This window comes from Pontibacter diazotrophicus (assembly GCF_003367245.1).
Lineage (GTDB): Bacteria > Bacteroidota > Bacteroidia > Cytophagales > Hymenobacteraceae > Pontibacter > Pontibacter diazotrophicus.
In genome coordinates this window covers 60,580-84,661 of the sequence record NZ_QRGR01000024.1, presented here as the reverse complement: position 1 = coordinate 84,661, position 24,082 = coordinate 60,580, and the positions used below count along the sequence as shown (strand labels likewise).

22 protein-coding genes and 1 tRNA gene are annotated in these 24,082 nt (G+C 48.2%); 15 read left to right on the top strand and 8 right to left on the bottom strand.

Features of this window, described 5'->3' with window-relative positions:
- The first annotated feature begins 71 nt into the window (after nucleotides 1-71).
- Nucleotides 72-1,049: a YheT family hydrolase gene (locus DXT99_RS19845; RefSeq protein ID WP_115567334.1), complete on the top strand. Its 978-nt coding sequence runs from the start codon at nucleotides 72-74 to the stop codon at nucleotides 1,047-1,049.
- 8 nt (nucleotides 1,050-1,057) lie between these two features.
- On the opposite strand, the gene rsmG is transcribed toward DXT99_RS19845, so the two are convergent.
- Nucleotides 1,058-1,687 carry a 16S rRNA (guanine(527)-N(7))-methyltransferase RsmG gene (gene rsmG / locus DXT99_RS19840; RefSeq protein ID WP_115567333.1) on the bottom strand — a complete coding sequence of 210 codons (630 nt, stop codon included), beginning with the start codon at nucleotides 1,685-1,687 and terminating at the stop codon, nucleotides 1,058-1,060.
- 29 nt (nucleotides 1,688-1,716) lie between these two features.
- On the opposite strand from rsmG, the gene DXT99_RS27120 reads away from it, so the two are divergent.
- Complete coding sequence (locus DXT99_RS27120; RefSeq protein ID WP_181885189.1) at nucleotides 1,717-1,914, top strand: hypothetical protein; 198 nt, start codon at nucleotides 1,717-1,719, stop codon at nucleotides 1,912-1,914.
- Between the two features lie 177 nt (nucleotides 1,915-2,091).
- On the opposite strand, the gene DXT99_RS19830 is transcribed toward DXT99_RS27120, so the two are convergent.
- Together DXT99_RS19830 and DXT99_RS19825 are read right to left on the bottom strand one after the other, a co-directional pair.
- Nucleotides 2,092-2,700, bottom strand: coding sequence for an RNA polymerase sigma factor (locus tag DXT99_RS19830; protein ID WP_115567331.1), 609 nt, complete (start codon nucleotides 2,698-2,700; stop codon nucleotides 2,092-2,094).
- A complete protein-coding gene (locus DXT99_RS19825) occupies nucleotides 2,691-3,794 on the bottom strand; it encodes a glycosyltransferase (RefSeq protein WP_181885188.1) in 1,104 nt (367 codons plus the stop codon). Before DXT99_RS19825 ends, DXT99_RS19830 begins: the two co-directional genes overlap by 10 nt.
- A 265-nt stretch (nucleotides 3,795-4,059) precedes the next feature.
- On the opposite strand from DXT99_RS19825, the gene tgt reads away from it, so the two are divergent.
- The 3 genes from tgt to DXT99_RS19810 all read left to right on the top strand — a co-directional run bounded on the left by tgt (nucleotide 4,060) and on the right by DXT99_RS19810 (nucleotide 7,406).
- Nucleotides 4,060-5,190 (top strand): tRNA guanosine(34) transglycosylase Tgt, encoded by a 1,131-nt coding sequence (gene tgt / locus DXT99_RS19820; protein ID WP_115567329.1) that lies wholly within the window; start codon nucleotides 4,060-4,062, stop codon nucleotides 5,188-5,190.
- A gap of 196 nt (nucleotides 5,191-5,386) precedes the next feature.
- Nucleotides 5,387-6,463: an LptF/LptG family permease gene (locus tag DXT99_RS19815; protein WP_115567328.1), complete on the top strand. Its 1,077-nt coding sequence runs from the start codon at nucleotides 5,387-5,389 to the stop codon at nucleotides 6,461-6,463.
- Nucleotide 6,464: 1 nt separating this feature from the next.
- Entirely contained in the window at nucleotides 6,465-7,406 is a 942-nt protein-coding gene (locus DXT99_RS19810) for a DMT family transporter (RefSeq protein WP_115567327.1), read from the top strand.
- On the opposite strand, the gene ispE is transcribed toward DXT99_RS19810, so the two are convergent.
- Entirely contained in the window at nucleotides 7,362-8,171 is an 810-nt protein-coding gene (gene ispE, locus DXT99_RS19805) for a 4-(cytidine 5'-diphospho)-2-C-methyl-D-erythritol kinase (RefSeq protein WP_115567326.1), read from the bottom strand. The genes DXT99_RS19810 and ispE overlap by 45 nt on opposite strands.
- 375 nt (nucleotides 8,172-8,546) lie before the next feature.
- Here ispE and DXT99_RS19800 point away from each other — a divergent pair, with 375 nt between their 5' ends.
- The gene (locus DXT99_RS19800) at nucleotides 8,547-9,680 is read left to right on the top strand and encodes a DegT/DnrJ/EryC1/StrS family aminotransferase (protein WP_115567325.1); all 1,134 of its coding nucleotides are present in this window, start codon (nucleotides 8,547-8,549) and stop codon (nucleotides 9,678-9,680) included.
- A 58-nt stretch (nucleotides 9,681-9,738) separates the two neighbouring features.
- On the opposite strand, the gene DXT99_RS19795 is transcribed toward DXT99_RS19800, so the two are convergent.
- Nucleotides 9,739-10,869, bottom strand: a complete 1,131-nt coding sequence (locus tag DXT99_RS19795; protein WP_115567324.1) for a trans-sulfuration enzyme family protein — start codon at nucleotides 10,867-10,869, stop codon at nucleotides 9,739-9,741.
- A gap of 288 nt (nucleotides 10,870-11,157) precedes the next feature.
- On the opposite strand from DXT99_RS19795, the gene DXT99_RS19790 reads away from it, so the two are divergent.
- Nucleotides 11,158-11,472 (top strand): putative quinol monooxygenase, encoded by a 315-nt coding sequence (locus DXT99_RS19790; protein ID WP_115567323.1) that lies wholly within the window; start codon nucleotides 11,158-11,160, stop codon nucleotides 11,470-11,472.
- 295 nt (nucleotides 11,473-11,767) lie between these two features.
- Complete coding sequence (locus DXT99_RS19785) at nucleotides 11,768-13,372, top strand: serine hydrolase (protein WP_115567322.1); 1,605 nt, start codon at nucleotides 11,768-11,770, stop codon at nucleotides 13,370-13,372.
- A 135-nt stretch (nucleotides 13,373-13,507) separates the two neighbouring features.
- Here DXT99_RS19785 and atpC read toward each other — a convergent pair whose 3' ends face one another.
- The 3 genes from atpC to DXT99_RS19770 form a co-directional block, all read right to left on the bottom strand.
- Entirely contained in the window at nucleotides 13,508-13,753 is a 246-nt protein-coding gene (atpC, locus tag DXT99_RS19780) for an ATP synthase F1 subunit epsilon (RefSeq protein WP_115567321.1), read from the bottom strand.
- Between the two features lie 74 nt (nucleotides 13,754-13,827).
- A complete protein-coding gene (gene atpD / locus DXT99_RS19775; RefSeq protein WP_115567320.1) occupies nucleotides 13,828-15,339 on the bottom strand; it encodes a F0F1 ATP synthase subunit beta in 1,512 nt (503 codons plus the stop codon).
- Nucleotides 15,340-15,850: 511 nt separating this feature from the next.
- Nucleotides 15,851-16,075: a hypothetical protein gene (locus DXT99_RS19770; protein WP_147294260.1), complete on the bottom strand. Its 225-nt coding sequence runs from the start codon at nucleotides 16,073-16,075 to the stop codon at nucleotides 15,851-15,853.
- A gap of 253 nt (nucleotides 16,076-16,328) precedes the next feature.
- On the opposite strand from DXT99_RS19770, the gene purL reads away from it, so the two are divergent.
- The 7 genes from purL to DXT99_RS19735 all read left to right on the top strand — a co-directional run bounded on the left by purL (nucleotide 16,329) and on the right by DXT99_RS19735 (nucleotide 24,032).
- On the top strand, nucleotides 16,329-18,545 hold the full coding sequence (gene purL, locus DXT99_RS19765) for a phosphoribosylformylglycinamidine synthase subunit PurL (RefSeq protein ID WP_115567318.1): 2,217 nt from the start codon (nucleotides 16,329-16,331) through the stop codon (nucleotides 18,543-18,545).
- 108 nt (nucleotides 18,546-18,653) lie between these two features.
- Nucleotides 18,654-18,726 (top strand) — tRNA-Gln (locus DXT99_RS19760).
- Nucleotides 18,727-18,887: 161 nt separating this feature from the next.
- Nucleotides 18,888-19,817, top strand: coding sequence for a ribose-phosphate pyrophosphokinase (locus DXT99_RS19755; RefSeq protein WP_115567317.1), 930 nt, complete (start codon nucleotides 18,888-18,890; stop codon nucleotides 19,815-19,817).
- Nucleotides 19,818-19,934: 117 nt separating this feature from the next.
- Nucleotides 19,935-20,522: a 50S ribosomal protein L25/general stress protein Ctc gene (locus DXT99_RS19750; RefSeq protein WP_115567316.1), complete on the top strand. Its 588-nt coding sequence runs from the start codon at nucleotides 19,935-19,937 to the stop codon at nucleotides 20,520-20,522.
- A gap of 237 nt (nucleotides 20,523-20,759) precedes the next feature.
- Nucleotides 20,760-21,323 (top strand): aminoacyl-tRNA hydrolase, encoded by a 564-nt coding sequence (gene pth, locus DXT99_RS19745; protein WP_115567350.1) that lies wholly within the window; start codon nucleotides 20,760-20,762, stop codon nucleotides 21,321-21,323.
- A 59-nt stretch (nucleotides 21,324-21,382) separates the two neighbouring features.
- Nucleotides 21,383-22,648 carry an MDR family MFS transporter gene (locus tag DXT99_RS19740; protein ID WP_115567315.1) on the top strand — a complete coding sequence of 422 codons (1,266 nt, stop codon included), beginning with the start codon at nucleotides 21,383-21,385 and terminating at the stop codon, nucleotides 22,646-22,648.
- Nucleotides 22,649-22,760: 112 nt separating this feature from the next.
- The gene (locus DXT99_RS19735) at nucleotides 22,761-24,032 is read left to right on the top strand and encodes an MFS transporter (protein ID WP_115567314.1); all 1,272 of its coding nucleotides are present in this window, start codon (nucleotides 22,761-22,763) and stop codon (nucleotides 24,030-24,032) included.
- Nucleotides 24,033-24,082: the final 50 nt, after the last annotated feature.

Genomic DNA, 24,082 nt, shown 5'->3' with positions numbered 1-24,082 from the left:
AGGAGCACTCCGAACAAAGTATAGCACGCTATATGCTGTAAAGAGCAGTAGCAGCTAATTTACCCTATACTATGCCTATCATTCCGTCCGAACATAAAGCTCCCTTTTACCTTTTCAATGGCCACCTTCAAACTATTGTCCCCAGCCTTTTCAGACAGGTAGAGGGCGTGCAGTATCAGCGGGAGCGACTTGTTACACCTGACGAAGACTTCATTGATGTGGATTGGTGCAGGGTGGGTTCTGATTCACTCATTATCCTGTCGCATGGGCTGGAAGGAGACACCGCCAGGCCTTACATTACGGGTATGGTGAAAGCGTTTAATGCGCGGGGGATAGATGCCATGGCCTGGAACTACCGTAGCTGCAGCGGTGAGCCTAACAAGCTCCTCCGCTCCTACCACCTGGGCGCATCCGACGATCTGGACTTTGTGCTACAGTATGCCCTGGAGCATAACAGTTACCGTATTGTATACCTGGTGGGGTTCAGTGCGGGCGGCAATATCACCCTGAAATACCTCGGCGAAGCTCCTGAGCAGGTGCCGCCGCAGGTAAAGTGCGCCGCCGTGTTCTCTACTCCCGTGGATTTGAAAGGATCTGCCCAGAGAATTTCGAAGATCTATACCCGGCGCTTTCTGAAATCGTTGAAGCTTAAGCTGGAGCAGAAACAGCGGCTGTATGCCCAAGAGGTAGACCTAACAGATTATAATGTGCTCTGGTCCTTTCCGGAGTTTGATGATAAGTATACGGCTCCGCTGCATGGTTTCAAAGATGCAGAAGATTACTACGCCCGTGTTAGCTCCAAGCAGTTCATACCAAACATACAACTGCCCACGCTGCTGGTGAATGCGAAGAACGACCCGTTTCTGTCTGAAGAATGCTACCCGGTGCAGGAGGCGCAGGAAAACTCTAACTTTTACCTGGAAATGCCCGAGCAGGGCGGCCATGTAGGCTTCGCCGAAGACTTCAGGAAAGACCTGTATTACTCAGAGGCAAGAGCGGTCCAGTTTTTATTGGACACCAAGACTGACTCAAGTTTTCAGGTGTATTAAATTTTAGTCTATTTAAACGGCACGTACACGACCTTCTTCGTCTCGAAAAACTCTTCATTGAAGTAGTCTTTCAGGTCGTACACCTTGGTGATAAGGCCAGATTCAGCAATTTCTTCGGCCAAGTCGCCGCCCTTCAAATAATATAGTCCTTTGGTGGGTACGCTTGATTTCTTGAAGCTGTTTGCAACCCAGGGATAGAAGTTGGCGAGGCGTGTAACGGCACGGCTCACCACAAAATCGAACTTCTCCCGGACCTGCTCTGCCCGCACATGGGATGCTGTCACGTTTTGCAGGTGCAACTCACGCGCAATCTCCTGCACCACGTGTATTTTCTTGCCGATAGAATCCACCAGGTGGAATTTCACCTCCGGGAACATCACGGCCAGCGGAAGCCCCGGTAAGCCACCTCCTGTGCCCACATCCAGCACCGACGTATGCTCCGGGAACTGGACTAATTTGGCAATTCCCAGCGAGTGCAGGATGTGGTGTACGCCCAGGTGTTCCATATCCTTCCGCGAAATGACGTTAATCTTCTGGTTCCACTCCTCGTATAGCTCGCCCATCCGGTCATACTTTTGCAGTTGGTCTTCGGTAAGTTCCGGAAAGTAACCAGATAATAATGTTCGGATGGCGGTCATATCAAATGATGAATTACGAATTATAAATTATGAATGGGTTCTTAGGCGACAAGGAAGTACACACCAGCAGCTATAAGACTTACTACAGCCACTACGGCCAGGGCCATAAAAATATCAGCCAGAAGCATAGTTCCTGCATTCCTGAACTGCCCTTCATATTTCCTGGTAAGCTCCTGCTGTACCTTTTCTTTGTTTCTGAAGCGGAGATACAGATAACTTCTACCTAGTAAGGAAAGCATACATCACCTGGTAAAACGCTGTTATTATAGAGGGCTGAATATAGCCATCGTCGCTTTTGCAAAAGTATAAAATAAGAACGGAAATAGCTTAAATGTATAAAGCCCCTGCTGCACTCAGGCATCAGGGGCTTTGAACGTAATCAATAATTAACCTTAATTTAATATTTAAATGAGGTGCTTTTTGTTTTTTACCATGTCATAGAGCAACTCACGGGCGCGGTGCAGTTGGGCTTTCACGGTACCAAGCGGTGCGTTAAGCTCTGTCGCGATTTCCTCGTAGCTCAGCTCATTGAAGTAGCGGAGCGTCACCAGGCGCTGGTACTTGTCTGGTAGCTTCGCCACCACGTACTGCATGATCTCGATCTTCTGGTTCTTAATCGCCTCTTCCTGCGGATTCAGGTTTTTGTCTTTGAAGTCGATTGTAATCTCATCGCCATTATCAATCTTGATGGCTGAGTCGATAGACATTGTTTTGATCCGGTTCTTACGGATGAAGTCGATACAGTTGTTTGTTGCAATCCGGAAAAGCCAGGTACTGAAGGCATACTCCGGGTTAAACTTGTGCAGGTTACGGAAAGCTTTCGCGAAAGCTTCTATCGTTAAGTCCTCTGCATCATCGGCGTTGCGCACCATCTTCAAAACCACATGGTATACAGGCTTCTTGTAGATGCTCATCAGCTCGGCGTACGCTTTTTCGTCGTTCTCCTCAACTGCGGCCTGAATAAGTTTGAAGTCGTGCTTTGCTTTCGCAGAGAATTGTTTGTTTACTTCCATCTGAATTTTTTAAACAGTATTACAGATATCCCAAGGAACAAGTAGTTTAAAAAGTAAACTACGTCTAGTAAAGGTAGCATCAGCAAGGATATTGTGTCGTTGAGTCGTCGGGCGACCAGCATATAAACCGGGAAAACCGACAGATACCGAACACCAACAAGCGCTCCTAAGATAGCTAAATGGGTATTCAGAACAAGAATAATAATGGAAATAATGTAAAAAAGTATATTCGATACTACAAAAATTCCTATTCTTCTTCTATCCGACGCTTTGTATCGTCCGCCAACAGACATGTGTCTTCGTTTCTGAACTATCCATTCCCGAAACGTTTTTTTTGGAATGCTGACCGTCTGTCCTTCCTTGTCGATAACAATGCTAATGCTACTATTGTTCGCGGCGTCCCGAACAAAAAGATCATCGTCGCCGCCTATAGTTTTGATATGCGATGCAAACCCTTTATTTTTAAAGAAACACCCTTTGGTATAAGATAAGTTTCGACCAACACCCATATAGGCATTACCCTTGTTTGCATGAGACAAATACTGAATTCCGGTGAGTAAGGTTTCATAACGCACCAATTGATTTAAAAATCCTTTTAATTGTGCATACGGAGAATAGCCTAATACCACTTCTGAGCCACTTTTATAGCCACTCTGCATTTTTTCGATCCAATTTTTGCTTAAGGGCCGGCAGTCTGCATCTGTTAGCAGCAGGTGCTCATATTTTGCCGCTCTTATGCCCAATGCCAGCGCATATTTTTTCGGATTCAGGTATTCCGGCGTCTTTTTTATGGTAACTACCCGAAAATTCGGAAACTGCTTCTCCAACTCATACAGGTAAAACTCGGTGTCATCTTCAGAACGGTCGTTCACCACAATTATTTCAAACTCCGGGTATTCCTGGTCCAGCAGTATGGGTAACAGTTCCACGAGGTTCTCCAACTCATCGTGTGCGGCCACCACAACGGATACCGGCCACTCCGCCCGGGATTCAGGATCTTCATACTTGGAAAGGGGCAGAAAATAAAAGAAAGAAAAATAAAGCTGCACCAGCACACACAAGGCCAGCAGCACGAGGAGTACAGTTGTAATCAAATTATATGTTTCTATTAAGGGTTGAAATGTTGTGTGGGTAATTTCTGAAGCAGAACCACCACGAGCGATTCGCTTTCAAAATTAGTTAAACTCTAAGCATTTCCGAAGCACCCTCTGATTTATTCAATGTTTGTGGTTTGTGCCACGGCAGTTTGTATCTTTGCAGGTTATATTTTTTAAGAACCTAAAGAATCACAAGCCCTTGCGGCAAAGCCGGCACATTGGTGCTGTTTTTGATAGTTGATGCACCGGCAATACGAATATCATGCAATTTGACCTTATAGCAAAAGACGCACAATCCAAAGCGCGCGCCGGCGTAGTGCAAACTGATCACGGCGCCATAGAAACGCCTATTTTTATGCCTGTTGGCACGGCCGGAACTGTAAAAGCAGTGCACCAGCGCGAGCTGAAAGAAGATGTGAAAGCGGAGATTATCCTCGGCAACACCTACCATTTATACCTGCGCCCGGGCCTGAACGTGCTGGAGCAGGCAGGTGGCCTGCACAAGTTCAACGGCTGGGACCGCCCCATCCTGACCGACAGCGGTGGCTACCAGGTTTTCTCACTGGCTGGCACGCGGAAGATTAAGGAGGAAGGTGTTAAGTTCAGGTCGCATATTGATGGCTCTCCGCTGGATTTTACCCCGGAGAACGTGATGGATACGCAGCGCATTATCGGTGCAGACATTATCATGGCCTTTGACGAGTGCACCCCCTACCCTTGCGACTATACCTACGCCAAAAACTCGATGGAGCGCACACACCGCTGGCTACAACGCTGCGTTGATCGCTTTGACAGCACCGAACCGAAGTACGGCTACTCTCAAACGCTTTTCCCGATTGTGCAGGGCAGCACCTACAAAGACCTGCGGGTGAAGTCGGCGGAGACCATTGCCAGCTTCGGACGTGAGGGGAATGCTATCGGTGGTTTATCCGTGGGTGAGCCAGCCGAAATGATGTATGAGATGACCGAACTGGTGTGTGATATACTGCCAGCAGACAAGCCCCGTTATCTGATGGGTGTGGGTACGCCGGCAAACATCTTAGAGAATATCGCGCTGGGCGTGGATATGTTCGACTGTGTGCTGCCTACCCGAAATGCCCGAAACGGCATGCTGTTTACTACGCAGGGCATCGTGAACATCCGGAACGAAAGGTGGGCGAATGACCACAGCCCGATAGATGCGGAACTGGGGGTATATGCCAGCTCCTTTTACAGCAAGGCATACCTGCGCCACCTCGTGCGCGCCAATGAGATGCTGGGAGCCCAAATATCTAGTATACATAACCTTACATTTTACCTTTGGCTGGTGAAACAGGCACGGCAGCAAATCATAAACGGAACTTTCCGCGACTGGAAAGATTTAATGGTAAAGAAACTAATGACGCGTTTGTAGTTAGAAGGTTAGAGAGTTAAAATGTTAGAAAGTTATAGAATGTATTGAATTATGTACCAGGTTGTTCTCAAGTGTAGTTAAGATGAAAGAAAGCATTGAACTTCTCTCATTACGCTGGCAACACTACTTTAAGACTTTTCAACTTTTTAACCACAAAACTTTCTAACTTTCTAACTCTTTAAATTTCTAACTCAAATTGAAGCTCCTCGATAAATACATATTAAAGAAGTTCCTGACCACCTTTGTGTTTACGGTGCTGATTCTGGTGGCTGTTATTCTGGTGATTGACTTCACGGAGAAGAATGACGACTTTATCAAAACCAACCCTAGTGTAGGCGAGATTATTTTTGACTACTACCTGAACCTGATCCCGTTTTACGCTAACCTGCTCAGCCCGATTACGGTGTTTATCGCCACGGTTTTCGTAACGGCGAAGCTGGCATCGCACACGGAGATTGTGGCCATCCTGAGTAGTGGCGTGAGCTTCAGAAGAATGCTGGTTCCTTACCTGATGGGTTCCTCTCTGATTGCCGTGGTCATTTTTGTGCTGATTGGCTGGGTGATTCCAAATGCGAACAAAGAGAGTGTGGCATTTCAGGTGAAGTACATTAAAAGCCCCTTTACCTACGACAGCCGCAATATCCACATCAAAATAGCCCCGGAAACTTATGTGTACATGGAGAGCTATAATAACATCGCAAACGTGGGTTACAACTTTGCCTTAGAAAACATAGAGGGCATTACCCTGAAGCGTAAGCTTACCTCAAACAGCATCTCCTGGAACGCTGAGGCAGAAAAGTGGCGCATAGACAACTATACGCTTCGCACTTTTAACGGGGAAGAGGAAACCATTAACAAAGGCTCCTCCCTGGATACCACCCTGAACATGTGGCCCCGTGACTTTGAAAGCACCTATAAACTGGAGCAGACAATGACCCTGACGAGGCTGAACGAGTACATAAATGAGAAAAGAGATCGCGGTGCCGACGATATTGAGATATACCTCATCGAGAAGTATGAGCGGTTCAGCTACCCCTTTGCCATTATCATTCTGACTGTTATCGGGGTGATTATGAGTGCGCGAAAAGCGCGTGGCGGCGTAGGTCTGCAGATAGCGATTGGCTTTTTCTTAGCGTTCATTTTCATCATCTTTGTGATTGCCAGCCGGAGTTTGGCCCAAGTGGGTGATATACCGCCGCAGGTTGCCGCCTGGATTCCCACCACAATCTTCACCGGAATAGGCCTCATACTATACCGTTACGTTCCGCGCTAACATGCCACGTCTTAAAGATTTTCTGGAGCTCCATTTCGTTATTTTCCTTTGGGGTTTCACCGCCATACTTGGAAAGCTGATCAGCATACCTGCTGTGGAGCTGGTGGCCTTGCGCACTTTTATCACAGCCGTGGCCTTAGGCTTAATTATCTACAGACGACGTACCGCCTTTTGGCTGGGCCGCCAGATGGTGCTGAAGATTGTTGGAGTAGGTTTCCTGATTGCGGCGCATTGGATACTTTTCTTTGCAGCGGCACGGGTATCATCCGTATCTATCACCCTGATAGGCATGGCCACCTGCAGCCTCTGGACTGCTTTTCTGGAACCCCTGTTCTCAAAGACAAGAATAAAACCACACGAGATTTTGCTGGCCCTGCTCATCATTGTGGGGCTATACGTTATTTTTCAGCACGAAACAGAGTTCAACAGCATATTGGGCATCAGCATGGCCATAGGTTCTGCGCTGTTGGCCTCTATCTTCACCATCATCAACGCGAAGCTGGTAAAGAAAGTACCTTCTACCACCATCACCTGCTACGAGATGGCAGGCGCCTGCCTCGGCACGGTGCTGTTTTTCCCTGTTTACACAGCGGTTTTTGCTGAAGGAGGTGCACTTGACTTTACTTTAACGGCCATGGATTGGGTATACCTGCTGGTGCTATCGCTGGCATGTACGGTGTATGCCTATACCGCCGGCGTACGCCTGATGCAGCGCATTTCCGCTTATTCGATGAACCTGACCGTGAACCTTGAACCGGTATATGGCATTGTGCTGGCCTGGTTTATTTTTAACGAGGGCGAACAGATGTCTGCGGGCTTCTACTATGGTGCAGCTATCATCCTGATGAGCGTTTTTATCTATCCGATTATAGATGCCTATGTTGAGCGCCGTAAAAAGTTAAAGCAGACCTTTCCAGATGAGGTAATGGCCGGGAAAGACTAAGTTAGCTGGAGCCTCTCCCTCAAATAAACCATAAACAGCGGCCCCTGAGCCCGTCATAGAAGCATAGGATGCCCCTGCGGCATACAGTTTCTCTTTTACCTGGGGCAGTTCCGGGTACTTCGGGAAAAGCGCAGCCTCAAAATCGTTCACCAGTATCTCTTTCCACACCTTCACATCCTGCTTCAGCAGCAGGTTCATGGTACAGGTAGGCTCTTTTGGGGTGATGCTCGCATATGCTTCGGCTGTTGTAATGTGTATGTTGGGATACACGATTACGCACGTATAGCCACTCAGGTCTAAGGTAATCGGCTCAAACACATCTCCCTTTTCGGTGGCAATCACGGGTTTGTTCCTCACAAAGAAGGCACAGTCGCTTCCTAACTGGCGCGCATAGTTTTCCAGTTCCGCCGCCGTCAGGTTCAGTTCGAACATCTTGTTGAGAATACGCAGCGTAAAAGCGGCATCCGCTGACCCTCCGCCCAGGCCAGCGCCCATCGGGAGCACCTTGTGCAGGTGCAGGTGCACGGGTGGCAAATCATGGTTCTGCTGCAGCAAATGATAAGCCTTCAGGCACAGGTTCGTTTCCGGGTCGCCTGGCACAGGTAATCCTGTCATGTCAAACCGCATTGCCGGTGCAGGCAAAATCTCCAGCGCATCCGTCCACTTCACCGGGTAAAAGCACGACAACAGATTATGAAATCCATCAGGGCGTTTTTCGGTAATGTACAAACCTAGGTTGATTTTCGCGTTTGGGAAGTCGAGCATAAAGGCAACTGTGCTAATTGATCGAATGCAATCTATAAAATTGTCAGGAAACCGCTGCTGTAGCTATTCGCATTTCTAAATTTTGTGCATGCTGTGGCTGTTATGGGAAGGGTGAAACGTGTAAATTGAGAGGACTGAGAATTGCACTTACTTTCAACGCAAATCCATACACTTCCAGAGAAAAAGATAGCATATTTTTTTTTCGCATCCGGCACTATACGTTGACGTAGTGGTAGATATAAAGTGTATATTTATCAGAACAAATATTTAGAAGGTAAACGTGTATAGCACCCAATCCGGGCAAATGCCGTTCTACAAAATTATTGCCGTTGGGGGTATATGCCCGTCGGAATTCAGCACAGATTTAGAAGCAACATGAACTACAGGCCAGGACGAATCTTTCTTTCGGTGCCGCACATGGGCGGGCATGAGAAGAACTATGTGCAGAAAGCGTTGGAAGACAACTGGGTCACCTCTACTGGCCCGAACCTGCCAGGATTTGAGCATGATATCTGCCAGCACACCAATGCGCGCCATGCAGTCGCCCTCAACACGGGTACTGCGGCCCTCCACCTTGCGCTACGCCTGTTAGGCGTAAAGGCTGGCGACGAAGTGATTTGCTCTACCTTCACGTTTGTAGCTTCTGCTAACCCCATACTGTATATGGGTGCTACGCCTGTATTTGTGGAGAGTGAAGATGAGACCTGGAACATGTGCCCGGATATTTTGCGTGATACGATTATAGCCCGCTTAAAAGCAGGCAAACGACCGACAGCCATTATATTGGTGCACCTCTATGGCATGCCTGCAAACCTAAGTAAGATAATGGCGGTGGCTGATGAATTCGGTATACCTGTGGTGGAAGACGCGGCGGAATCACTCGGCTCCCGTTACAGCGGCCACCAGGTTGGCACGCTGGGGCGCATCGGGGTTTTCTCCTTCGATGGCAACAAGATAATTACCACCTCCAGCGGTGGCGCCCTGGTAACAGAAGACCAGCAGTTGGCAGAACAGGCTTTGTTTTTAGCGACGCATGCCAGGGATGCGGCCCCGTATTATCAGCACTCGCAGATGGGGTATAATTACCGCCTCAGCAATATCAGCGCGGGCATTGGCCGTGGCCAGATAGAGATGCTGGAGAAGCGTGTAAAGCAGCGCCGCGAGATATTCACGTACTATAAAAATCAGTTACAGCATATAGAGGGACTACAGTTTCTGCAGGAGCCCAAAACCTGCTTTTCCAACCGCTGGCTCACAACAGTGCTACTGCCGGAGAGCCACCATCCTGAAAAGGTAAGGCTGGCGCTGGAAGAGGAGAATATTGAGACGCGTCCCCTCTACAAACCGCTGCACCTGCAGCCACTGTTCGCCCAGTATCCTTACTATGGCAATAACCTGAGCGCCAACTTATTCGAGCGGGGCCTGTGCCTGCCCAGCAGCAGCAGCTTAACCGAAGAAGAGCTGGACAAGGTGGTGAAACACCTGAAGCGAATTCTGGAGTACGTTTAGAAGGGCAACACTTAAAAGCACCCGCTTCGGTGTATTTAAGCAATGGTTGTACTCAGCCCTACACCTGCGTTAGTGCCTGGTCGATGTCGGCTATGAGCTCTTCCGGCTCTTCAATGCCAACTGATAAGCGAATTACACCCGCCGTTATGCTCATCCGCTGCTGCTGCTCCGGGCTCAGCGACCGATGCGATGTACCCAGAGGATAAGAAATGGAAGTAGCCACTCCTGCCAGCGACGGAGCAAAAGGAATATGCTGCAGCGCCTGCATAAACCGGTTCACTGCCTCTTTATCGTCCTGAATTCGGAAGCTGAGCATGCCGCCAGACATTCCCCGGCCCTGCTTCTTCGCCAGTTCATACTGTGGGTGTTCTTGCAGCCCAGGGTACCATACTTTCTCTACCTTTGGGTGCGACTGCAGGAATTGGGCTACAGCTAAGGCATTGCTGCTGTGCTCCCGCATGCGCAGCCGCAGCGTCTTCAGTCCACGTGCCGCCAGCCAGCTTTCAAAGGGACTCAGGTTCAGGCCGTACACCATCATCACCTGCTTTACACGCTGCAAATCTTCCTGCTGCTCACAAATCACAACTCCTGCCGTTACATCGCTATGGCCGGAGAGGTACTTCGTCACACTATGGATGACCATATCCGCTCCTAAAGAGAGGGGCTTGGTAATGATCGGGGTAGCGAATGTGTTATCAACCACCAATTTTATTTGGTGCTGCTGTGTTTGCTGCGCCAGTTGCGCTATATCAAACACCTGCAGCAGAGGGTTACTCATGGTTTCTAACAGCAGCAGGCGCGTGTTAGGCTGCACATAAGGCTGTAGCGTGTATATGTCGGCGGTGGGCACCAAGGTTACTTCTATGCCGATGCGCGTCAGCTCCTTTGTCAGCAGGGCCGATGAGCCGCCATATATTTCCTCTGCGCACAGCACGTGGTCTCCGGCTTTGCAGAGCCCCAACACTGCCGCCAGTATAGCCGACATTCCCGAAGAGGTCACCACGGCACCGGCCCCACCTTCCAGTTTGTTCACCTGCTCTGCCAGCTCATCGGAGTTCGGGTTGCTGTAGCGCGTGTACATGTAACTTTGTCCCGGCTGCTCAAAATACTGTTCCAAAGCATTCAGATCATCAAAGGTAAACACAGATGTCTGGTAAATGGGGGTGGTTTTAGGATGGATGTGCGGCATGTCTTACTATAAGATTTTAGCTTAAAGTTAAGCAGTATTTACACTTATCAGAAATTATTCTGCAACAGGATAGCATATTGCTTCCTCTCAACAACGCTCAGGACATAATAAGCTGCTGCTGCTTTAGCTTAATGTGGCAGCTAGCTATTTGTGCTTCAATTCCGGGAAAATTACATCTTGCTAACTACAGTAAAAATTGAGCAAGCGTCACGACAAAAAGCAAGTTTAAACGTATCTTGGCCAAGGACATAGGAGCGGGATAAGAACAGAAACCAACAATAAAACTATATGAAAAGATACGGCCTACATGGCAAATTAACGGCAACAGAAGGAAACGGAGATAAGCTTTCCTCCATTCTGCTTCAGGCATCTGAATTGGTCTCAACAGCAAAAGGCTGCCACTTATACATGGTCAGCAAAGACAAAAGCGATAGAAATGCTGTGTGGGTAACTGAAGTTTGGGACAGTCAGGAAGACCACGACAATTCCTTGAATGTTGAGGGAGTAAGAGACCTGATAGCGCAGGCGATGCCAATTCTTAGCGGGAGACCCGAACCAGGGCAAGAGCTTGAAATACTGGGTGGAGCAGGCCTTAAAAGTTGAGCAGGCTGATTTTCCTAAACGCATATCATTGAAACTCCCTATCAACGGCAGTACCTTTTGTTCATCGTGAATAGAAAGCGCTGCCGTTGCTATTTAAATGTATACTGCTATTCTTTTAAAACTCGATAAGAGTTTCAAGGCATTTGTATCTTCAAAATTGTAACCCAAGCAGCAATATTCAGAGATAGTTACGGGATGGAATTTTGGTTTGAGTGAGGCTTTCATCTGCTACCAACTCAAAATATTTACTATATTGTTAAATACATTCGCTTTCAAGCTTTAGCCATTCAGAACCATGAAAATGCCCACTCCTGCCAAATACCTCTTTGCTGTACTCATTCTACTAACAAGCAGTATTGCTGCTGTGAGTGCGCAGGCTATTACCTCGCAGGAGATAGACAATTTGGTTGAGAGGACGATGCAAACCTTTCAGGTACCGGGAGTAGCCGTAGCAGTGGTAAAAGATGGCAAAGTGGCGCACATGAAAGGCTATGGCGTTCGCTCGCTGAATTCAGCCCAAAAGATTGATGAGAACACACTCTTTGGAGTGGCATCAAACAGCAAAGCTTTTACAGCGGCATCCATTGGCTTGTTAGTAGAAGAGGGCAAACTGTCCTGGGATGATAAAGTGGTAAAACACATACCTGAATTCCGCCTCTACAATGACTATGTAACAGAAGAATTTACCATTCGGGATTTGCTAACGCACAGAAGCGGTTTGGGGCTTGGTGCTGGTGACCTGATGATTTTCCCGGACGGGAATGACTTTACTGTGAAAGACCTCCTTCAGAACATGCAGCACCTCAGGTCAGTCTCGGCTTTTAGAACCAAGTATGATAACGACAACCTGCTTTACATTATTGCGGGGGAGGTAGTGGCAAGGGTTACAGGCACCAGCTGGTCTGATTTCACAGAAAAGCGCATCATGCACCCTCTTGGCATGACACGCAGTGCCGCAAGTTTTGACAGGCTTACAGACACGACCAACACAATAGATGCACATGCTCTTGTGGAGGGAAAGCTACAAGTAATAGACCGGTACGAGCTGCCATTCGCAGCCGCAGCAGGAGGTATTTATACCAGTGTAAACGACCTGAGCAAGTGGATCATGATGCTGATGAACAATGGAAAGTATGGTGACAATAATCAGAAACAGCTGCTATCCGAAAACATTATTCAGGAGCAATGGACACCACAGACAATTATTCCATTTAGAGGCACCAGCTCCTTTAACACACACTTCACGGCTTACGGGCTCGGCTGGTTCCTCGCCGACACGAAAGGCTACAAAGAAGTAAACCACACTGGAGGCTTGCCTGGCATGGTAACGCAGGTAACGCTGCTGCCAGAGCTAAACCTGGGCATCATTGTACTTACAAACCAGCAAAGCGGGGAGGCTTTCCGTACCGTTACCAATACCATCAAGCAAGCTTATCTGGGTATGGAAGCCAAGGATTGGGTAGAGCACTTTAGGGAGAGGGAAGCGCAGTATAAGGCAGAAGCCAAAACCATCACTGACAAGACCTGGCAGGAAATTGACGCCAAGTTGAAGGACAAAAAATTAAAAGCGGCCTTGAAGGACTACACAGGCACTTTCGAGGACAAATGGTTTGGGCAAGTTGATATTTACAGGAAGAAAAACAAATTATGGTTTCAGTCTAAGCGTTCCCCAAAGCTTAGTGGCGAAATGCTGTATTACAAAGACAACATGTTTGTTGTAAAATGGACAGACCGAAGTATGGATGCCGATGCTTTTGTAATGTACTCCCCTGACCAGGAAGGAATAACGATGAAGGCTGTATCTCCCCTAACAGATTTCAGTTATGATTTCCACGACCTTGATTTCCACAGAGTACTGGAGAAGCAAAGGACAACACAGCCCACCACTAAAAACCGGTAAGTCCTCTGTTGGATTCCTTTTCCTGAATACCTGACAATCAGGCATAAGAATCCATTTCAGGCACTACAATAAAACAGCAGCGCCTTCTGCTCAAAAGAACAGAAGGCGCTGCTGTATACTTAAGAAAGGCTTAGGCTACGCTACAACAGACTCAGCGAGTACTATAATTTTATTATTCAGTACTTCCACCACACCGCCATCAACGGTAAAGAACTCTTGTCCTGCGTTAGTTGTGATGCGGATCTGCCCTGTTTCCAGTGTGCTGATGAGCGGCGCGTGCAGGTCAAGCACCTCGAAAGAACCATTCGTTCCGGGAAACTTTGCTGATTCTACCTCACCGGCAAAAACCTTTTTATCAGGTGTGATTATTTCTAAATACATCTTTATCAGTTAACAATTAACAGTTAACAGTTACCAATAAATGTTAATTGATAACTGCTAACTGATAAATGAATTTATCTTGCTTCAGCCATCATTTTCTCACCCTTGGCAACTGCATCTTCGATGGTGCCTACAAGGTTGAAAGCTGATTCAGGAAGGTGGTCATGCTTGCCATCCATGATTTCGTTGAAGCCTCTGATGGTGTCTTTGATATCAACCAACACACCTTTCAGACCTGTAAACTGCTCTGCTACGTGGAAAGGCTGAGACAGGAAACGCTGTACGCGGCGCGCACGGTGTACTACCTGCTTGTCTTCTTCAGAAAGTTCGTCCATACCAAGGATGGCGATAATATCCTGAAGTTCTTTGTAGCGCTGCAGAATCTCTTTTACACGCTGCGCGGTGTTGTAGTGCTCAGCACCCACAACGTCAGCAGAAAGAATACGGGAAGTAGAATCCAGAGGGTCTACCGCAGGGTAGATACCAAGCTCGGATATTTTACGGGAAAGTACAGTTGTAGCATCCAGGTGGGCAAACGTTGTTGCCGGAGCCGGGTCAGTCAAGTCATCCGCAGGTACGTAAACGGCCTGCACAGATGTAATGGAACCACGCTTAGTAGATGTGATACGCTCCTGCATGGCACCCATTTCCGTTGCCAGCGTTGGCTGGTACCCTACCGCTGATGGCATACGGCCAAGAAGGGCCGATACCTCAGAACCCGCCTGTGTAAAGCGGAAGATGTTATCAACGAAGAAAAGGATATCACGACCTGCATCGCTTGAACCAGGCTCACCATCGCGGTAATACTCCGCCATCGTCAAACCGGAAAGCGCCACACGGGCACGTGCCCCAGGAGGCTCATTCATCTGTCCGAACACGAAAGTAGCCTTAGACTCTTTCAGTTCTTCAGGGTCTACCTTCGAAAGGTCCCAGCCGCCGTGCTCCAGAGACTCCATGAAATTTGCACCGTAACGCACGATACCCGCCTCAATCATCTCACGCAGCAGGTCATTTCCTTCACGCGTACGCTCACCCACACCGGCAAATACAGAAAGACCGCCGTGTGCTTTCGCGATGTTGTTGATCAGCTCCTGGATAAGTACTGTTTTACCTACACCGGCACCACCGAACAAACCGATTTTACCACCCTTTGCATAGGGCTCAATCAGGTCGATTACCTTGATACCTGTGAAAAGCACTTCAGAAGAAGTAGCCAGGTCTTCGAAACGAGGGGCAGGTCTGTGAATTGACAAACCACCTGTGCTCACAGGCTGCGGAATACCATCAATGGCTTCGCCGATTACGTTGAAAAGACGCCCTTTGATGCCTTCACCTGTCGGCATTTGGATAGGAGAACCCAGGTCAAGTACCTCAATGCCACGGCTAAGACCTTCGGTAGAGTCCATGGCGATGGTACGCACACGGTCTTCCCCAAGGTGGTTCTGCACTTCCAGCACGATTACCTGGCCGTTCTCTTTGGTCACTTGCAGGGCATCCAAAATATTTGGTAGCTTAATGTTGTCACCCACAAAGCTAACGTCCACTACCGGACCGATAACCTGGGTAATTCTGCCAATATTCGCCATTTGACTTTGTTAAATTAACTAACTATTGTTATGGAGTTATTTCAAGCTGCAAAACTAATGCATAAAAAGGTTAAAACCATACGAGGCTTTAAAAACTTTGAGCGCACATTTATATATTATGCACAAACACAGGAATAACAAGCGCTTCAAAAAGTGCTGACAGGTATAATACCGCTTCAGCACACTCATATCGGCACTTATGGTTCAGTCCCGGCTAGACGATATGTCGATAGCCTCATGCAAATAAGTTACTCTTAGCTCCAGAGGAGCACCCTGTTCAAATTCATAAGACAGGTCGCTCCTCTGGAGCTAAAGAAGCAGTTAGAATCGGTTTCTATCAACAGTTCGTCCCGCTGGGACTAAAGCAAAACACGTGTGCTATTTCTTAAAATCAGCTCTTAAATAAGCCTGCACCATATATAAGCCTACTGCCACCGAACACTTGTGTAGCTGCAACGGCAATTCCAGCACATGCTGCCAGCAAATTAACTCAGAAACTTTCAGACGGCGCCTACAGGTTCTTCAACAGCTCTATCTGCTCGTCGTTCAGTAGGATATACCTGTTATTAAAGGGGTTGGCGTAAAACTTCTCGGCTATGATATACTCACCGGATTCCAACTTATGGATGTTGTAACTGAACAGGCTGTTAGACCGCTCTATCACCAGTTCAGTATTACTTAAATTTAACTCACGGCCACAGGTTGTAACAACTATTTCGGGATTAGTGGTCATCATAATAAAAAGGGGAAACAGAGGGTAAAAGGATACTGCAAAATTCTTTACGCATAAACTGAGCACATGTGACACTGAAGATTGATAAAACTCAATATTTTTCTTAACCCAAACCGTTACAACGGAGGGGCAGCGACACGTATCCGGAGAGATTTTAAGCTTGCTCCCGTGGCATCAATATAAAAAGGCTGAAGTTCTGCTGTACTCTTACACTATAAGTTCCTACTTTTGCTAATCCGTTACAAACCAGATACACGTGGAACAAGAACTGACAACAGTAGAAACAGCCCAGAAGCTTGGCCTTCTGGAAGAGGAATTCGAAAAAATAAAGCAAATACTAGGACGCACGCCCAACTTCACCGAACTGAGCATCTTTTCAGTAATGTGGTCGGAGCACTGCTCTTATAAGAACTCTATTGTTTGGCTTAAAAAACTTCCGAAGTCGTCGCCGCGCATACTGGCCGAGGCTGGTGAAGAAAACGCCGGACTGGTGGACATTGGCGACGGCTATGCCTGCAGTTTTAAAATAGAATCACACAACCACCCTTCTGCCATCGAGCCTTATCAGGGTGCCGCGACAGGTGTAGGTGGTATCAACAGGGACATATTTACGATGGGTGCCCGCCCTATCGCGCAGCTGAACTCCCTCCGATTTGGCAATCCGAAATCAGAAAAAACACAGCGCTTATTAAGAGGTGTGGTAAAAGGCATCGGCGATTATGGCAATGCCTTTGGTATACCTACCGTAGGTGGTGAGCTTTTCTTTGACGAGTGCTACAACATTAACCCGCTGGTAAATGCCTTCTCGGCAGGTATCGTGAAAGTGGGTGAAACGGCCTCTGCCACTTCCTATGGTGTAGGCAACCCGGTATTTATCGTAGGCTCTGCCACAGGTAAAGACGGAATGGGCGGTGCTGCGTTCGCGTCTAAGGATATCACCGAAGACTCTGCCAACGACCTGCCATCCGTACAAGTGGGTGACCCCTTCCAGGAGAAGCTCCTACTGGAGGCTACGCTGGAGGTTATCCAATCTGGTGAGGTGATTGGGATGCAGGACATGGGTGCCGCCGGTATTACCTGCTCTACTTCCGAAATGAGCGCCAAAGGCGAACACGGCATGGATATCTGGCTAGATAAAGTGCCGACGCGCCAGAAAAACATGGTGCCGTTCGAGATTCTGCTGTCAGAGAGCCAGGAACGGATGCTGATTGTGATGAAGAAAGGCTCTGAACAAACCATCAAAGACATTTGCGATAAGTGGGACCTGTACTGCGAGCAGATTGGCGTGGTAACGGAAGGCGGAACACTGCGCTACTACATGAATGGCGAATTGGCAGCCGAAGTGCCAGCTGAAGACTTAGTGCTGGGTGGCGGCGCACCGGTGTATCACCGTGAGTACCGTGAGCCAGCATATTTTGCAGAGTCAAAGAAGTTCAGCATAGACCAGGTACAGGAGCCGGAAGATTACCAGGCCGTAGCCGAATTCCTGACAACGCATCCGAACATCGCCTCCAAGCGCTGGGTGTACCGCCAGTACGATTCCATGGTAGGCACCGCCACCATGACGACCAACTCCCCTTCTGATGCGGCTATTGTAAAGGTAAAAGGAACAGACAAGTCGATTGCCGTAACAGTAGACTGCAACAGCCGCTACGTCTATTCTGATCCGGAAGAAGGCTGTGCGATTGCGGTGGCTGAGGCTGCCCGTAACATCGTTTGCTCTGGTGCCGAGCCCGTGGCTATTACCAACTGCCTCAACTTCGGCAACCCTTATGTGCCGGAAGTGTACTGGCACTTTGTAGGCGCCATTAAAGGTATGAGCAAAGCCTGTGAAGCATTTGGCACTCCGGTAACAGGAGGTAACGTAAGCTTCTATAACCAGTCTTCTGACGAAGGCCCGGTTTTCCCGACGCCGACCATTGGTATGCTGGGTATACTCGAGGATAAGAACAACAAGATGACGCTGGCTTTCCAGAACCCTGGCGACCTTATCTATATGATCGGTAATGCGCAGAATGATATCGCCTCTTCCGAATACCTGTACTCTTACCACAAAGTGAAGCTCACTCCTGCTCCATACTTTAACATGGACGAGGAACTGAAGCTACATGCAGCCGTGAAGGCCGTTATCGAGCAGAAGCTGATAAAGTCGGCTCACGACGTGGCAGACGGTGGTTTATACATCGCGCTGCTGGAATCTGCCATGCCGAAAGAACTGGGCTTTGATATCGATACAGATAAAAATTTCAGAAAAGACGCTTATCTGTTCGGAGAGAGCCAGGGCCGTGTGGTGGCTTCTGTTGCACCGGAGCAGCAGGCGGAATTTGAGAAAGCGCTGCAAAATAAAGGAGTGAATTTCACTAAATTAGGTAAGGTAACAGCCCATGACTGCCATATAGACGGTGACCTGTTTGGCGGCATTACAGTGGCCAAAAAGCACTATGACACGGCGCTGGAGCAGATTTTAGACTAAAATTTTCTAAAAAATTTTGCGGCAATTGTTTGCAGTTTAAAATCGTCTCTCTATCTTTGCATCACCAAACAACAAAGGGACGAAAGTTCTGAAGTTTAGTAGGGAGATTGTCCGATGGTGTAACTGGCAACACGTCTGATTTTGGTTCAGAAGAGTCCAGGTTCGAGCCCTGGTCGGACAACAATCAAAAGAACAACACTCGCATTGGGTGTTGTTCTTTTTTGCTTATGGAGCAGCCGTAAGTAATTTAAAATCAGCGCCAGGTGATGGGAGGCATCCGAAATTTTGGTAGCTTTGCAGGCATAATAAACGAAACCTAACAGATAGTATTCAGCCCCCGTTATGCCACAGGTTAAAATTTTTTCCGGATCTGCATCTCAATATTTAGCTGAGAAAGTAGCTGCCGCATATGGCACCAAGCTTGGTGATGTAACTATTTCCCGTTTCAGCGATGGCGAAATAGGTGTTCACTTTAACGAGTCAGTCCGTGGAGCAGAGGTGTTTATTGTACAGTCCACTTTTCCGCCAACTGATAACCTAATGGAACTCATGCTGCTGGTGGATGCCGCCAAGCGCGCCTCAGCACACAAGGTAATTGTGGTGATGCCGTACTATGGCTACGCCCGCCAGGACAGGAAGGACAAGCCGCGTGTATCTATTGGCTCTAAAGTGGTAGCAAACGCTATACAGTCCTGCGGTGCTGACCGCCTGATGACCTGCGACCTGCATGCAGGCCAGATACAAGGCTTCTTCGATATACCGGTAGATCATTTGGATGGCTCGGCTATTTTCGTACCCTACCTGCGCAGCTTGAACCTGGGTGCTGACCTTATCTTCGCCTCTCCTGATGTGGGAGGTGTGGTAAGAACAAGAGCATTTGCCAAGAACTTCGGAGCTGAGATGGTAGTCTGCGATAAGTACCGGAAGCGTGCCAACGAAATTGCCTCAATGCAGGTAATTGGTGACGTGGAGGGTATGGATGTGGTGCTGGTAGATGACATGGTGGATACAGCAGGTACCATCACAAAAGCAGCTGGGCTATTAATAGAAAAAGGAGCGAAGTCAGTACGCGCTATTGCCACGCACCCGATACTTTCGGGGCCGGCTTATGAGCGTATAGAGAACTCTGTGCTGGAAGAACTTGTTGTATCGGACACGATTCCGCTAAAGCAGGAGTCTTCTAAGATTAAGGTGCTGTCTTTCTCAGACCTGTTCGCCCGGGCAATCAACAACGTGGTAACTCACGAGTCGATTAGCTCGCTGTTTATTTAGTGTCGTTATTTGTTTTTCGTTCCTCGTCATTCGAACAACGAAAAACAAACAACGAGTAACGAAAAAGGCTATACTTTTGTATGTAGCGATATATAACAATTTAATTAATTCATTTTTATGAAAACTTTAGAGATTATAGGGTTTAAAAGAGCAAATCTCGGTAAGCAGCAGGCAAAAGACCTGCGCAATCAGTCTTTTGTACCAGGAGTATTGTATGGCAACGGAGAGCAAGTGCACTTCTATGCACCAGCTATCCTGTTCAGAGACTTAATCTATTCGCCAGAAGTATACGAAGTAGATCTTAACATAGAAGGTACACACTACCGTTCTGTACTGCAGGATTCTCAGTTTCACCCAGTGAACGAAATGCTGCTGCACGTAGACTTTCTTCAACTGCAGGACGACAAGCCAGTGAAGATTGAAATTCCTGTGAAGTTTGTTGGAACTTCTCCTGGTGTGATTGCTGGTGGTAAACTGGTAACAAACCTGCGTAAGATGAAAGTGAAAGCACTTCCTGCTAACCTGCCAGATTACGTAGAAGTTAACATCTCTGACCTGGAACTTGGTAAGTCGATCAAGGTAGCAAGGGTAAAACCTGAGAACTACGAGATCCTGAATAACCCAAGTGCCCCAATCGCGACTGTAACCGTTCCACGTGCCCTGAAGAGCGCGCAAATGGAAGAAGCCCGCGGAGGCAAGAAATAAGCTCACGCAGCTTTATTTATCAAATCCTGTCCTGCCTCCAAGCAGGACAGGATTTTTTGTTTTGGCTGGATGGTTAACCTCTTAAATGGCTAAATTGCTGCATTGCTAGAGCATGGTGCTGCTATCGTGAAAACAATCTTTTAACCATTAGCCTTTTATCAATTGAGCCATTCAACAATTGAAAGCATAAAACAGTGGCTGGGCCTTGCCCCCGCTACTCCTGATGAAGATACAAGTATGAAATACCTGATAGTGGGCCTGGGCAACATCGGTCCTGAATATGCTGACACGCGCCACAACATCGGCTTTATGGTGCTCGACTACCTGGCGAAGAAGTATGAAGGCAACTTTGATGTGAGCCGCCATGCCTTCGTGACAGAGATAAAAACGAAAGGCCGTACTTTCGTACTGGTAAAGCCTACCACTTACATGAACCTGAGCGGCAAAGCTGTTAGCCATTACCTTAACAGCCTTAAGCTGTCGCCGGAGCAGATGCTCGTGATTACAGACGACCTTGCCCTGCCATTCGGCAAAATCCGTATCCGGGCCAAAGGCAGCGCCGGCGGCCACAACGGCCTCAAGCACATCGAGCAGACACTTGGGCACAACAACTACCCCCGTCTCCGCTTTGGAGTTGGCGACACCTTTTCCAAAGGCAAGCAGGTAGATTATGTATTAAGCAATTTCAGCGCAGATGAGCAAATTGAGCTTCAGACGCTGATAGAAAAAGCGGCGGAGGCTACAATTGCTTTCGGCACGATTGGACTGGAGCGCACTATGAACCAGTTCAATACAAAGTAAGCAGCCAGCGTACTTTGTAATTTGTAGAGCCGCAAAATTTTGCGTCTTTTACATTTGCTATGAAACGGGTCCTCCTCCTCTACCGCAACGCCTTCGGCGGGCTCTCCAAGCCTGCCTGGATGATGTCTGTGGTGATGCTGATAAACCGCAGCGGCTCTATGGTTACGCCCTTCCTGAGCCTTTACGTGACCGACATGCTGGGCTACAGTATGCGCGAAGCAGGCATCATTCTCAGCATCTATGGCATGGGCTCGGTGTGCGGTTCGTTTTTAGGAGGATGGCTTACTGATAAAATCGGCCACTTTAAGGTGCAGTTTGTGAGCCTCACACTGGGGGGCAGCCTCTACTTTCTGCTGCTCAACCTGCGCCAGTTTGAGTACCTGGCGGCAGGTGTCTTTATCCTGAGCCTGGTAAACGACTGCCTGCGCCCTGCCAACTCGGCCTCCATTGCACATTATGCTAAGCCCGAAAACATGACACGGGCATTTTCGCTGAACCGCATGGCCATTAACCTCGGCTTTTCGGTGGGTCCGGCTGTTGGCGGTATGCTGGCGGCTCTGTCCTACCGCTGGCTTTTTATTGCCGATGGTGCCACCTGTATAGCAGCAGGTATCTTCTTCTTTCTGTACTTCCGTAACCAGCAGGGCCACCGGCCACCACCACAGCAGCAGGTTTTATTAGCTGTGAAGGCAACAGCTACACGTTCTCCGTACCGGGATGGCTATTTTCTGCTGTTCGTGCTGTTTTGCTGCAGCTTTGCTGTGATGTTTTTCCAGCTATTCACCACGATGCCTTTGTACTGGCGGGGAGTTTATGCACTGCCGGAAAGCCAGATAGGACTGTTAATGGCACTGAATGGGGTGATAGTCTTTCTACTGGAGATGATGCTGGTATACCTGATTGGCGAACGCATCAAAAAGCAGGTGCTGATAGCAGTAGGCCTCTTTATCCTGGGCCTGTCCTTTGTGCTGCTGAATATGATGCAGCACCTGAGCGTACTCTACCTCTCTATGATTTTGCTCAGCATCTCTGAAATCTTTGCCATGCCTTATATGGCCACCCTCACGGTGGAACGCTCTAATACCACTAACAGGGGCGCTTATATGGGGCTTTACACGATTTCCTACGCTGCGGCGCATGTTATAGCGCCACTCCTGGGCACCTCCATCATCTCCACTTACAGCTTCGCCACGCTCTGGTGGGTAACCGGCATCATGGCTGTTGTTACAGCAATAGGGCTTTACTGGGTAGTGCAGAAGATGGAGATGCAAAGGCTTGGAAAACAGGCTGCAGCATCTGAAACTGAGCGAATGGTTGTAGGGTAAGGCCTGCGCACCTATCGTTTCTGGTAGAAAACAGCTTCTAAAGAGAACACATCTTTTGTAAAGCAGATATAAATATTACATTTACAATGGGTTAACTGTCTGCTTCCACACCATGATGCCTACAATGCAAATCTTCCGAAACGCCTACAGTGGGTTTTCCAGGCCCGCCTGGATGCTTGCGGTGATGGTTTTGATAAACCGAAGCGGAGCCATGGTCATGCCCTTCCTGGCGGTTTATGTAACGGAAGTACTACATTATAACCTGAGCCAGGCGGGTTTCATTCTGAGCATCTATGGGTTGGGCTCTGTGTGCGCCTCTTTTCTGGGTGGTTGGCTCACTGATAAGTTCGGGCACTTTCGCGTTCAACTTATCAGCCAGGTGGCCGGGGGCTGCCTGTACTTTCTCATCCTGCAGCTACAGCAATTTGAATACGTGGCAGCTGGTGTATTTATACTAAGCCTGGTGAACGACACCCTCCGCCCCGCAAACGCTGCTGCTGTTGCCCATTTCGCCACTACCGAAACAATGACACGCGCTTTTTCACTCAACCGCATGTCCGTAAATGTAGGGTTCATAGTAGGCACGGCTTTGGGAGGTGTGCTGGCAGCGGTTTCATTTAAATGGATTTTTATAGCGAATGGCATAACGGGTATACTTGCTGGCATCTTCTTCTTTTGGTACTTTCTTGGCATACAAGGTGCCCCCCCTGCGCCGAAGCTAGCGCAACAACAGAAACAGCCCTTTCCGGCAGCAGCACCATCCCCCTACAGAGATATAACTTTTTTGCTTTTCGTGCTGCTGTGCTGTTGTTTTGCCTCTATCTTTTACCAGTTGTTTTCCACCCTTCCCCTTTATTACAAGCAGGCGTACCAACTTTCGGAGGAGCATATCGGCTTCTTAATGTCCTTTAACGGCCTGGTGGTGCTATCTGTGGAAATGGTATTGATCTACCTGCTGGCTAAGTATGTGAAAAAGGCAGTGATGATAATAGCAGGCGTGCTGCTATTGGGTATTTCCTTTATCCTCTTTAACATGGTGCAGCACACAAGTGTACTGGTGATCGCGATGCTGCTTTTCAGCCTCTCAGAGATTCTGGCAATGCCGCTTATGTCAACCCTTACCGCCGAACGCTCCGGCATCCACAACCGGGGTGCTTATATGGGCTTGTTCACGATTGCCTATACGGCACCATTGGTAATAGCGCCTTATCTTGGTACCACTATCGCCTCCCTGTATGGGTTTACTACCCTTTGGTGGGCAACCGGTGGTCTGTCAGTGATTACGGCGGGTGGATTGTACATTGTGGTACAACAGATGGAAAAGCAAAAATCTGTTCAGCAAACTGCCATTCCAGAGTTGGAAAAGGTGGTGCCTGCTGTATAAAAAAAACCTCCAGAACTTTTTAATCCTGGAGGTCTGATAACTGCTTTCTC